At 72.0% G+C, this 12035-nt stretch carries 11 protein-coding genes; 8 read left to right on the top strand and 3 right to left on the bottom strand.

Going from position 1 to position 12035, the window contains the following annotated elements; all coding sequences use genetic code 11:
* The first annotated feature begins 102 nt into the window (after positions 1-102).
* The 3 genes from ACQKM2_RS12330 (at position 103) to ACQKM2_RS12340 (ending at position 2548) form a co-directional block, all read left to right on the top strand.
* The gene (locus ACQKM2_RS12330) at positions 103-921 is read left to right on the top strand and encodes a DUF3626 domain-containing protein (protein WP_427708830.1); all 819 of its coding nucleotides are present in this window, start codon (positions 103-105) and stop codon (positions 919-921) included.
* A gap of 449 nt (positions 922-1370) precedes the next feature.
* Entirely contained in the window at positions 1371-2000 is a 630-nt protein-coding gene (locus ACQKM2_RS12335; protein ID WP_427708831.1) for a hypothetical protein, read from the top strand.
* 71 nt (positions 2001-2071) lie between these two features.
* Entirely contained in the window at positions 2072-2548 is a 477-nt protein-coding gene (locus ACQKM2_RS12340; RefSeq protein ID WP_427708832.1) for a VOC family protein, read from the top strand.
* Between the two features lie 135 nt (positions 2549-2683).
* Here ACQKM2_RS12340 and ACQKM2_RS12345 read toward each other — a convergent pair whose 3' ends face one another.
* Positions 2684-3142, bottom strand: coding sequence for a hypothetical protein (locus tag ACQKM2_RS12345; protein WP_427708833.1), 459 nt, complete (start codon positions 3140-3142; stop codon positions 2684-2686).
* A gap of 130 nt (positions 3143-3272) precedes the next feature.
* Between ACQKM2_RS12345 and ACQKM2_RS12350 the strand changes: the two genes are divergently transcribed.
* The 5 genes from ACQKM2_RS12350 to ACQKM2_RS12370 all read left to right on the top strand — a co-directional run bounded on the left by ACQKM2_RS12350 (position 3273) and on the right by ACQKM2_RS12370 (position 9428).
* Entirely contained in the window at positions 3273-4424 is a 1152-nt protein-coding gene (locus ACQKM2_RS12350; RefSeq protein WP_427708835.1) for an SMI1/KNR4 family protein, read from the top strand.
* 174 nt (positions 4425-4598) lie between these two features.
* Positions 4599-5360, top strand: coding sequence for a hypothetical protein (locus ACQKM2_RS12355; RefSeq protein WP_427708836.1), 762 nt, complete (start codon positions 4599-4601; stop codon positions 5358-5360).
* Positions 5361-5714: 354 nt separating this feature from the next.
* Positions 5715-7739: a HelD family protein gene (locus ACQKM2_RS12360; RefSeq protein ID WP_427708838.1), complete on the top strand. Its 2025-nt coding sequence runs from the start codon at positions 5715-5717 to the stop codon at positions 7737-7739.
* 77 nt (positions 7740-7816) lie between these two features.
* Positions 7817-7957 (top strand): hypothetical protein, encoded by a 141-nt coding sequence (locus tag ACQKM2_RS12365; RefSeq protein WP_427708840.1) that lies wholly within the window; start codon positions 7817-7819, stop codon positions 7955-7957.
* 172 nt (positions 7958-8129) lie between these two features.
* Positions 8130-9428 carry a hypothetical protein gene (locus tag ACQKM2_RS12370; RefSeq protein WP_427708841.1) on the top strand — a complete coding sequence of 433 codons (1299 nt, stop codon included), beginning with the start codon at positions 8130-8132 and terminating at the stop codon, positions 9426-9428.
* Between the two features lie 154 nt (positions 9429-9582).
* Here the strand turns inward: ACQKM2_RS12370 and ACQKM2_RS12375 are convergent, their stop codons facing one another.
* Together ACQKM2_RS12375 and ACQKM2_RS12380 are read right to left on the bottom strand one after the other, a co-directional pair.
* Positions 9583-10995, bottom strand: a complete 1413-nt coding sequence (locus ACQKM2_RS12375) for a DUF2252 domain-containing protein (protein WP_427708997.1) — start codon at positions 10993-10995, stop codon at positions 9583-9585.
* Positions 10996-11088: 93 nt separating this feature from the next.
* The gene (locus ACQKM2_RS12380) at positions 11089-11982 is read right to left on the bottom strand and encodes a YhjD/YihY/BrkB family envelope integrity protein (RefSeq protein WP_427708843.1); all 894 of its coding nucleotides are present in this window, start codon (positions 11980-11982) and stop codon (positions 11089-11091) included.
* Positions 11983-12035 lie beyond the last annotated feature (53 nt).

Genomic DNA, 12035 nt, shown 5'->3' on the forward strand with positions numbered 1-12035 from the left:
GCGATCAAGCTGGTGAACACTGTGCCGATGAGCCCTCCACCTTCTCGGACACCACAGGAACGAGCCCTTCGGCACGTCGCGGAACTGGCGTCGGGCCCCCCGATGGATCCGGCCCTGAGGGTGACGCTCAACTTCCACCCGGACCGCCTGCTGCACGGCAAGCCGATCCTGGACGCCATGGCCGACGACGGCGTCTACCGTTCGCAGTTCGTCACGGGGACCGGCAACGGCGGACTGACCGCGCATCCGGGCGGCGACCGGTGGCGCTGGGAGAGCCGGATCTTCGACGGGGCCTACGACGGAGCACCTGCTCAGGAGAGGCCCGTCTACGGGGCGTTGAACTTCCGCCACAAGCCGGCCGGCGGGGCACCGCGGTTCGGCTCGGCCCACTTCCGGCTGGCTGCCGAGACGCTGGCGCGGACCACGTTCTGCTACCCGGACAGCTTCCTCGAGCCCTCGGATTTCGGCGTCGCGGACCGTATGGGCCTCATCCGGCTCGCCCTCGCCGATGATCAGGACGAGCTGGACGACTACATCGAGGCACAGGTGCACGGGCCGGTCCGGCTGCACCGCGATGTCGAGGCCCTGGTCCTGGACCCCTGCTACCGCGGAACGGCGGTCGAGGCCGCGGCCCTGCGTCTCGGCTGCCCGGTGGAGTGGCACCCCGGCTTCCGGCTCGGGGCCGAAGAACTCCTGCGCCGTCCCGACTACCGAGGACAGGAATACGTCGACCTGGGCGGGCAGATCGCCGTCGACGGCGTGCTCGACCCCCGCATCGTCGGAGCCGCCGCAGAGAACGGTCCTCACGACGCCCAGGCGGTCAAGAAGGTGTGGCACTACCTGGCCCGCTTCGGGGCGCCCTCCACGGCCGCGGACGGACCGGCGACTCGGCGCAGACGTGCACCCTCCGCGCGGTCATGAGTGAACCGGCGTGCGGGGGCGCCGCGGTCGCCGACCCCTTGTACGTCTCGCCCGGCTTGGTCGGCTGCGTCGACGGTCTCCGAAGCGGAGGCGGTGGCGACGGTGATCACGGCGCCGGAACCGGCGCCGAGCACGGCAACTGCGACGGCAGCCGTGGCGATTCCTGCCTTCCTCGTTCTCTCAATCTCTGGACATCGCGTTCCGGAGCGGGTCCGCGGGAAGCCTTGACGGTGCGCCGACGCGCACGGTCGCGTGCGGACCGCCCCCTCGCCCACCACCGGAATCGGCCGGCGGCCACGGCCGACCCAGGATCACGAACGCCGCCAACACAGCGCTGACGTCAGGCGGCTGTCAGCGCGGGGTGCGACGCTGTCGTCAACAGGCGGCACCGGGCCGCCGGTGATGGACGGCGGGAGGGCGTTGGTGAGGGTGACTCCGGAGGATCGGCTGTGACGCGGGAGAACGAAGCCGGCTCCGAAGCCGCCGAGCGGGACGAGTGGTTCTACGCGGCGGCTGTCGGCGTGGGGCCGCTCCGGTTCGGTATGACCGTCGCCGAGGTGGTCGAGGCGGCCGAGGTGATCGGCACGGCGGAAGTCAGCGGTTGTCGCCGGGAGGCCGCGGTCTTCTCGCCGACGTGGAAGGTCGAAGTCCACCGTCGTGGGACCGCACCGTCTGCGCCTGCCGTCACGGCCTACGTGAGCCGGGACGCGGGGCTGTTCGGCGTCGCCTGCGACGCCGTGCGGGGTCCGCAAGTCGCGTACGACGGCCTCCGGCTGGTCGGCAGGGACCTGGCGGAGCTGGAGAGCGACGCCATCGCGTACGCCGAGGCCAACGACGTGCAGTTCCGCGTCATGCCCGAGGGCTACGCGGCACCCGACGATCCCGGGATCGTCATGCGCGCACAACCGGTGGGGGAGGCCCTGCGATCGCGTCCGCTGTTCATGGTGCCGCGCGACGGCGCGTGGACGGAATGGGACTCGTTGCCTTCCGAGGAGTACCACGTCGGCGGCCGCCGCTCGAAGAGCCGCACGCCACCGGACGATCCACGGCCCGACGGGTGTCTTCAGTGCCGGGCCTGATCGGTACGGAAGCGGCATGCCGATGGCGCGGGCTTGACCTCCAGTGGACTTGAGGTTTTACGGTCGTGTGCATGACCAACCAGACGCACCGCGAGACGGCCCCCACGACACCTGAGCGCTACCGCACGGCGGTGGTCCCGCACATCGCGGTCGCCGACGCCGCCGAGGCCCTCTCCTTCTACGTGAGGGCCTTCGGGGCGATCGAGGACTTCCGCCTCGACGCGCCGGGCGGCGGGGTGCTGCACGCCGAGATCCGTATCGGGGAGGCGGTCCTGATGCTCGGCGACCGGACGGAGGGAGTCTTCTCCTCCCCGGCCGCACTCGGCGGTACCTCGGCCGCCCTGCACGTGTACGTTCCGGACGTGGACGCCCTCGTCGGCACGGCCGTGGCGGCCGGGGCGGAGCTGCTGCAGGAGCCGGCGGACCAGTTCCACGGCGACCGCACCGCCGTCCTGCGCGACCCGTCGGGGCACGTATGGGTGTTCCTGACGCACCTGGAGGACGTGTCCGGGCCGGAGCTGCAGGCACGACTGGGCGCCGCCCACTAGCGGCGTTCGCCCCGGGCCCGGCGCGGCGAGACGTTCCGGGCGCGGCATGACCGGGGCAGGGGGAGGCCCTTCGCCGGCCTTCTCGGAAGACTGTCCCCGTCTACGGCTGTTCGAGCCGGCCGTGATCTCAGGCCGTCACCGGAGCACGGGGGCCGCGTCGTAGTCCTGCTCCTGGTAGATGGTCAAGATCGCGGCCACGGCGTCGACTTCGAGCGGTCCGGGGATCCTCAGCCAGACCAGTTCGGGCAGTTCCTCGGTGCGGTCGAGCCGGTCGGCCGCTCCGGCGGGCCAGGGCGACGGCAGCTTCGGCAGGTGGACCAGGGAGATCCCGTCGATGAAGGAGGGGCACAGATCGGGTTCCCAAGGGCGGACCGAGTAGAGGTTGGCCAGCGAGATCACCAGATCGGGCATCCGCGGCTCCCCGTTCGACCACGGCGCGATCAGCCACACGTCGAGCGTGTTGTCCTTGCGGTCCTCGTTGGACTCGTCCAGGGAGATGCGTTCGATGGAGTGGTGGATGAAGGACTGCAGCGCCGGCGCCGCATTCGTGCACCGGTTCCTGAAGGCGTCGCCCGCCCCGTGTTCGTCAGCCACCCCACGAGACTACGGTGAGCGGAACCGTCCACGGCAGTGCTTTTCTCGGACGTGCGCGCGTCGCGCATCGGGGACGCCCCGGCCCGCGATCGGCGATCAAGCTGTCAGTGCCTGCCCCTAGGCTCAGCCCATGACAGAAGACTTGGTCAGGGATTCGTGGGACCGCATCGACCAGTGGCTGCGCGAGAACGCACCCCGCACCTTCGCCACCCTCGGACCGCCCGCGGCACCCGAGGAGATAGCGGCAGCGGAGCAGGAACTGGGCGTCACCTTCCCTCCCGACCTGGTCGCGTCACTGCTCCGGCACAACGGGGCCCCGGACGGCCCGGAAGCCTTCCGGTTCAGCACGGACGACCGGTTGCTCCCGGTGAGTGAGATCGTCAGCGACACCCGGTGGATGCGCGACATCGCCGAGGACCTGGACGAGGAGGAGGCCGAGTACTACTGGATCGACGCCTACCTGAAGTTCGGTTCCTACGGGGCGACGTCCGACGGCCTCACGATCGACTGCCGCCGCGGGCAGCACTCGTACGGTGCGATCGGACGCTTCTTCGACGAGACCGGAACCGACTTCGGGCAGGCCGACTCGCTGGGCGCGTATCTGGCAGAACTGGCCGACCAGCTCGAACGCGGCCGGGAGAGCGGCGCCGTCACGTTCAACGGCCGGCTGTTCTGGGAGTGGGCAGCGTCTCTCGGACCGGACTGGGGCAGCGCCGACGCCCCCCTTCCCCGACCGGACGAGCAGCTGCCGGAACTGGATCTGTCCTGCACCCCCGCCGACGTCCTCCACGTCGGCGCCCTCGACGGGCTGGAGGAACTCGGTGCGCTGCTCGCGGTCCTGCCTCGTGAACACGTGACCGGGGCCGCGCGCAAGCAGCTGCGCAGAGTGGCCGTGGAGACGGGCCTGAACAAGTACCCGGAGGTCAGGTCGGCCCTGGACGCACTGGACCGGGGCGAAGCCCCACCCCGCCCGGACCAGGCCGGCCCGCTGGCCCTGCGACTGCGCTGGGTCATCGCGCAGGCGAACACCCGCCGCGACGCTCCCCGCAGGTGGGCCGCGGAGAAGATGGTGCACGGCATCTGGGGCTCGCCCTACAGGTCCGTCTGCGAGAGCGCGAGCGTCCGCGGCCACTTCACCGTCGACTGGCGTACGGATCTGCATGCGGACCTGGGCGATCCGGCACTGCCACCGATACCCGACGACCGCTTCTGGGGGACCCTGCGCAACCCCGCCGTCGACTCCAGCTGGCACGCGGCCGAATACGCCCAGGATCAGGACTGATCCCGAGAGTCCCGGCGACCTTCCGCCGCCGAGATCGCTTGGAACGTGACGCGATCGGCACCTCGTCCCGGCAGGACCGAGCCGCACTCGAAATCCCTCCGCAGACGTGCCGACCGACCGCAGGCCACGGGAATTCACGTGACAGCGCAGGGCCGGCTCCGCGATCATCTGCCGATGAACACGGGACCGGACCTTCTCGGTCTGAACATCATCTGCCCACCGCCCGACGAGGGCGGCGTGGAAGTCCGTCCGATCGTCAACGGCCGGGATCTCCTGGCCGGAGCGGCCCCTGATGGCGTGGGCGGCTCCCGGTACCGGGGAACAGGCCCCCGGTATCTGCTCGGCCGGGCCGGGCCGTTGCACGCCTCTGTAATATCCCGCGAGGTCCGTCTCGCCCGGTCGGGGTGCGGCGTTGAGGAGTGCTGTGGTGCCCTGTACGTGACGGTCAGGCGGGACGGGGATCACGTCGTCTGGACGGGCTGGCGCGACCTCGCACGTCAGGACGTCGACCTGCCGGTCATTCGGTTCGCCGCGGCGCAGTACGAGGCCGAGGTGCTGCGAGCCGGAGAGGACCGTGGCTGGGAGTGGCCGGCGGGTGCGGTGGCGCGGTTGCTCGAGGAGGGGCTGAGGGAGCGCGGCGACTGGCTCGCCCGGTGGGAGTGCGAGTTGGAGGACGTCTGGGCCTCCCGCAAGGAACCCGATCGAGTCCACGTCGTCCTGAGGCACCCCCCTGGCCAGGCCGACACGGGTGAGCCCTGGCTCCAGTTCGGGATGACCCTCCCCATCTCCGCGGACGAGCCGGCGGACCAGGCCGAGCGCCTCGTCTCGCGGCTGACCGCAGGTGACCCCCGTGCCGCGGCCGAGGTCTGGGGAGGTTCGCATGACGCCGAACAACTGGGCTACCCATGGCCGCCGGTCTTCCCGTCATCCGGGTGAACGGCCAGCACGAGCATGCCCGCGACTCCGGGCATGACGCGCAGCACGCCGACGCCGGTGAGGCCGCCGGGCGCGGCCGAAAACCGCCCCTTGCAATTAGTGATATGCGCGACAACGGAACAGCGGACCGATGCGCAGCAGATACGCCACGGGGGCGACCGTCATTCATTGACGGTTTTGGGATTCACCTTTCGCGGCGCGGTATTCGGTCATGAGGACATGACCTCACCAGGTAAGTCAAGACTTACCTTCATGGGGAGTTCGCCGTATGGTGTGGCCCGAATCAAAGGAGCCCACCTATTGTTGAAGACAAATAGCGCCGCCGCACGGGAAGTTGCATCGGAGCGGGAATATGTGTCCTCCCTGTACGAGGCGCTGACCGAGCGGCTTTCCGAGGCGCGCGCCCACCGGGCGAGTGTCCTGAAGACACCGGCGGAAAGCGCCGGCGAGGCATACGAGCGGGAAAACGCCGCCGAGCGCCTGGCCAAGGAAATCGGCCGGCTGGAGGGCGCCGAAAAGGGGCTGGTATTCGGGCGGATCGACCGGACCGACGGCACGGTCCTGCGCATCGGGAGGATCGGACTGCACACGGAGGAGGACGACCTGCCGCTGCTCGTCGACTGGCGTGCGAATGCCGCGCGGCCGTTCTACGAGGCGACGCCCGTCCATCCGATGGGCCTGCGGCGGCGCCGGCACCTGCGCCTCGAGGAGCGCACGGTCGTCTCCGTGAGCGACGAACTGCTCGACGGGACCGCCCCGACCGGCGAGGACGTCGTGGGGGACGGCCCGTTGACCGAAGCCCTGTCGGCACGGCGTACGGGCAGGATGCACGCGGCCGTCGCGACGCTGCAGGCCGAGCAGGACGAGATCGTCCGCTCCGCCCACCGCGGGGTGACCGTGGTGCAGGGAGGTCCCGGCACCGGCAAGACGGTGGTCGCCCTGCACCGGGCGGCGTACGTCCTGTACGCGTTCCCGCGCGCCGCCGAGGAAGGGGTCCTGGTGGTCGGCCCGAACTCCCGGTTCCTCGACTACATCTCCCAGGTCCTCCCCTCGCTCGGCGAGAACGACGTCGTCCTGGCGACCTGCCGCGAACTGGCCGGGGTCCCCGCGGACACGGTGGCCGACCCCTTCGAGACGGCGCGCCTCAAGGGCGGCTCCGGCCTCGCCGACGCCCTGGCCGGCCTGCTCCGCATGCACCAGGCCCCCGCCGGCGACTTCACCGTGCGGGTCGGACGGCAACTGGTGCACCTGTCCGGCGAGGAGGTCGCCGCGGCGCGCGACGCCGCCCTCGCGGCCGTACCGGGGCACAACCCCGCACGCCGGCTGTTCACGGAATTCCTGGTCGACGCCGTCGCCGACGCGATGCGGCGGGACATGGGCGACCTCCTGGAACGGATCGACGCCGAAGCCGCCCTGATGACGGGCATGGACCTCGACCGCTTCACCGGAGCCGACCGGCGTCGCACCGAAGGCGCCGCCGACCCGGGCCCGGCCCACGAACTGGACCTGGACGCCGTCCGGGCCGACCTCCTCGACGACGCCGGCGTCGACCGGGCGGTGGAGGCGCTGTGGCCACGGCTGGTACCCGGCGACCTCGTGAAGGCGCTCCTGACGGACCCCGACGCCCTCTCCGAGCACCTGCCCCGCCTGACCGCCCAGGAGCGGTCCCTCCTGCTGCGCGGTCCGCACGACCCGTGGACCGACGCCGATGTCGCGCTGCTGGACGAGGCGGCGAGCCTGGTCGACGGTCCACCCGAGCGGACGTACGGGCACGTCGTCGTCGACGAGGCGCAGGAACTGACCGCCATGCAGTGGCGGATGGTCGTCCGCCGCTGCCCGGCACGGGCCATGACGCTCGTCGGCGACTTCGCCCAGGCCGGCCCGGTCGCGACGGCACGCGACTGGAAGGAAGCACTGGGCCCCCACGTCGGACCGCGGTTCAGACTGCACCACCTGACCGTCAGCTACCGCACCACGCAGGAGATCCTGGAGAGCGTCAGGGACCTGCTCACACGGATCGCGCCGGACCAGCAGCACACACGGTCGCTGCGCAGCGGTGAGCGCCCCCGCACCGTGGCCACGCCTCCCGACGGGCTGCTCACCGCCGTCCTTCGGGAAATCCGAGCCCAGAGCGCCGCCCACCCGGGCGAGCTCCTGGGCGTGGTCTGCGCGGACACCAGGGTGGGCGAACTGACGGCCCGCGGCGTCGGCGACCACGCACGCATCGTGCCGGCGTCCGAAGCGCGCGGCCTGGAATTCGACGGGGTCGTCGTCATGGACCCGGAGGAGATCACCGAAGCCCGCCCGGGTGGCGAGAGGGACCTGTACGTAGCCCTGACCCGGGCCACCAAGCGCCTGTGCACCGTCACCGCCGGGTGACCACACCACGGCCGTCCACGACGTGCGCGAGCCGCCACCGCTCCAAGGTGAGACCGCGGGACCTGCACAATCGCAGCATGAGCGACCCCGTCGAAACGGACAGTGCCCGAGCCGCGGTGGCGCTGGTCATCGAGCGCCTGCCACCACACTGCGGTCCGGCCTTCGTGGGCACCGCAGAGGAACTCGCCGCCCACGAGAAGACGCGGGGCGACAGCTGAAGGGCTTCGCGGCCGGTCCAGACGGTCCGGGCGTGTTCCCGGGCCGGCGCCGCGTGGAGGGGGACAGCAGGAGAGAGGCGGCTCGGCCGCGGCGCCATCCGATCGGCCCTCCTGTCTCGCGCGCCCCCGCCGGGCCCTGGTTGTCTGGAGCGGAATCCTCAGGAGGCCGGCCATGCCACAGGTCAACGAGTCACGGGATGACGATCCACAGGACGAGGGCCAGAAGGAACTGGCCGAGCTGAGGGCGCGGGTGCGCGCGCTGGAGGCGGCGGCCGCCCGACGGCCCCCGACCCGGCACCGCACGCGCTCGCTCGTCGGTGCCGTCCTGATCTTCCTCGGCTGCCTGCTGGCCCCCCTGGGCCTCCTGGCCTCCTGGACCTCCGACATCGTCGGGGACACCGACCGCTACGTGACGACCGTCGCGCCCCTCGCCTCCGACCCGGACGTACAGGCGGCGGTGGCGAACCGGGTCACCGGCGCGGTCATGGAGCACATCGACCTCCAGGCGCTGCTGCAGGACGCGGCCCCCGACCAGCGGCCGCTGCTGGAGAAGGCACTGGGCCGCCTCGGAGGCTCGCTCGAAGGCGCGCTGAGCAGCTTCGTCCGGGAGAAGGCGCAGGACGTCGTCGCCTCGGACGCCTTCGAGAAGGTGTGGACGGACGCCAACCGTGCGATCCACACGTCGCTCGTGCGCGCCCTGACCGGCAGTGGCGAGGGCGCCGTCCAGATCAAGAACGACGCGGTGACCCTCGACCTCGCCCCCGTGATCGAGCAGGTCAAGCAGCGGCTCGTGCGGTCCGGGCTGGCCCTGGCGGAGAAAATCCCGGAGATCCACACCGATTTCACCCTCGTCCAGTCCGAGGACATCGGCCGGGTCAAGACCGGATTCCGGCTCCTGCAGCTCGCCGGGACGTGGCTGCCCGTCCTCGCGGTCCTCCTCGCCGCCGGGGGCGTCCTGCTTACCACGCACCGGCGCCGGGCCCTCGTCTCGGCGGCCCTCGGATTCGCGGCGGCCGCGCTGGTCCTCGGCATCGCGCTGACCGTGTTCCGGACGGTGTACCTGGGCGCCCTGCCCGACACGGTCTCCCAGGCGGCCGCCGGCTCCGTCTACGACGCGATGGTCCACCTGCTGCGGCTGTCCGTCCGTACGGTCGTGGTCCTGGGCGTGGTCCTGGCCCTCGCCGCCTGGCTCTCGGGGCCGGGCCGTTGGGCCGGTGCGGTCCGGGCGCTGTGGCACTCCGGCATCACCGCCACCCGGGGCACGGCCGACCGGCTGGGACTGCGTACCGGCCCGGTCGGTCCGTTCGTCCGCCGCCACCGCACGTGGATCACCTGGATCCTCGTCGCGGCCGCCGTCGTCGCCTACGTCCTGTGGCCCCACCCGACCGGCTGGGTGGTCGTGGGCTTCGCCCTGGCACTGCTCTTCGCCCTCGCCGTGGCGCAGTTCCTCGCCGAGGAGCCGCAGGCCTGACGCGAAGCCGGCCCCCGCGCGAGACGGCGCGGGGGCCGGGGCGCTTCCCAGCGGTGGCCGGGGGAGCGGGAACCCCGAGAGGACGGCCTGGTGCACCACCGGCCCGGACCCAGAGACCCTCCGCGGCGAGGATCCCCGGCCCGGGCCGGTGGTGCTAAGCCGACACCGCCGTCACCCGGCCGTCCGCCACCGCCTCCAACAGCGTCTGGTGGTCCCGCTCGTTCCGGTCGGCGTAATGTTCCGCGAACCGTTCCACGGCCTGGTCGAAGACGTCGCCCCCGCCCAGGTACGCGGCGATCGCGATCCGGTCGCCGGAGCGCGCGTGCGCCCGGGCGAGGGTCTCCCCGCACAGCTCCCCGAACACCCTCATGCCGCGCGGCACCATGTCCGCGGGGTCGGCGATCGCCTTCCAGTCGCGCAGCTGCCGCAGGTAGAAGTCGCGCTCGCGGCCGTCGATGCCCGCCTCGTGGGTCCAGCCGAGGAAGATGTCCCCGGCGGCCTGCATCAGCCGCTGCCCGGCGACCACGCGCTCGCCCTGGGTGGCGTGCTCGCTCGCGCCGACGTGCTCGGCGAGCACCGATTCGCCGGCCTCCTTGGCCTGCAGGATCAGCGGGTCCCGCCCGTCACGGCCGGTGAGCAGCACGATCCAGCAGCGTGTGCCGACACTGCCGACGCCGACCACCTTGCGGGCCATGTCGACGACCGTGAACTGCTTCAGCAGATGGCGCCGTTCCGGCGCCAGGGTGCGTCCGTACCGGTCGATCAGGTCGCGGATCTCCTGTTCGAGGACCCCCCGTTCCCGGTCGGGCAGCAGCTCGGCGACAGGTGTGATCAGGTACGGCACGGCGGTGAACCGCCGCTCGCCGCGGACCACCTCGGTGAGCCTCCCGAAGGCCTGCAGGCTGTCGCGGCCGCGCGCCTTCTCCAGGGTGTCGGCGACGCGCCGCCGCCCCCGCGCGCGCAGGGCCTCGGCCGCCACCGTCCGCAGCCGGTCGGCGTCCACCCGCGCGTACCAGACGTCCAGGTTGCGCATGGTGGCGAAGCGGCGCATCCACTCCCGGTACGAGCGCACCGCGGAGCGTACGATCCGGGCGCGCTCCGCGTCGTCGTAGCCGTTCTCCCGGGCCGCGATGACGAGGCTGGCCGCCAGCCGTTTGACGTCCCACTCCCACGGGCCGGGCAGGGTCTCGTCGAAGTCGTTGAGGTCGAAGAGCAGGTTGCGCTCCGGCGATCCCAGCAGCCTGAAGTTCAGCAGGTGGGCGTCGCCGCACAACTGGACCCGCAGACCGGAGTCCGGCGTGCCGGCCAGGTCGGCGGCCATGATCGCGGCCGCGCCCCGGTAGAAGCGGAACGGCGACTCGATCATCCTCCCGTAACGGACCGGGACCAGCTCGGCCAGACGGGTGGCCGACTGCCGCTCGATCACGGCCACCGGATCCCGTCGGGCGGCGGGGGCGAACTCCTCGTGACCGGACCGCGGCGCCCGCTTCCGGGCCGCCTTGCCGCGGGCGGCCCGCTCCTCGGGGGACAGCCAGGGCCCGCCGCCGGCCGCGGTCGTCCTGTGCATCGGCGTCATGCGAACCTCCTGGCTCGTGGTCCTCGGGCCGTGTGCTTCCAGCATGCGCCCCGCGCGACGGGAGCCCACCCGGACGTACGCCGGTCAGGGCGGCCCGCTCCCCGGGTCCCGGACCGGGCTGCCCAGGCGATCGGCCAGGTACGGTTCCTGCGCCAGCACGGCGCCCGTGCTGAGGCCGATCGCGATGGCCACGCACAGCACGATCAGCCACGACAGCAGCACGAAGACCGAGCCGAACGCCCCGTACTCGCTCAGCACCCGGTTGAGGGCGAGCGGCATGTACAGGCGCGCGGCGAGCGACAGGGCGGTGACGGCCAGGGCGCTGAGCAGGGCCCCGGGCAGCAGCGGCCACCAGCCGATCGCACCGCCGAGCAGCAGGTGCTGCGTCCACCACCACGCCGCCGTCTGGAGGAGGAAGGTGAGGGGGATGCCCAGCCACAGCCCCGTGCCGAACCCGTCGCGCACCGGGCCCTGCACCACCAGCAGGCCCGTCCAGACGGCGATCCACACGACCCAGCGCCAGACCGCGACCCGGGCCGCTCCCCGCGGGATACCCCAGGCGCGTTTGCACAGCCGCTGGACCGCCCGGCTCACCGCGGTCGCCGACAGCAGCACCATCACCGACCCCACCACCCCCACCGCGTTCTGCACGTCGTCGTCCGTCCCGGCGAAGAACTGGTCGAGCTGCTCGTCGGACTCGCCGGTGAGGCCGAAGAGGGCGCGCAGCGACGAGGTCAGCTGCTCCTGGAGGGCCTGCGGGGCGAGCGAGGCGACGACGAAGAGCAGGGGAACGACCGTGAGGAGGACTTGTGCGGCCACCCGGGTCGCCGAGTCGAAGACGTTCACCGCGATCATGCGCTCGGCCAGATGGGTGATCACGGGAAAGCGGACCTCGCTGCGGTACCGGATCCGCCGTCCGGTCTCCACCAGCTCCCGCGAACGGGTCCGCCACCACGATGCCCACAGCTTGCCGCGCACCGGCCTCCTTCGTCCTCGTCCAGGTTGGCGGACCCGGGCGGGCGCGGCACCTC

The sequence above is a fragment of the Streptomyces sp. NPDC004126 genome (assembly GCF_050275515.1).
Taxonomy (GTDB): Bacteria; Actinomycetota; Actinomycetes; order Streptomycetales; family Streptomycetaceae; genus Streptomyces.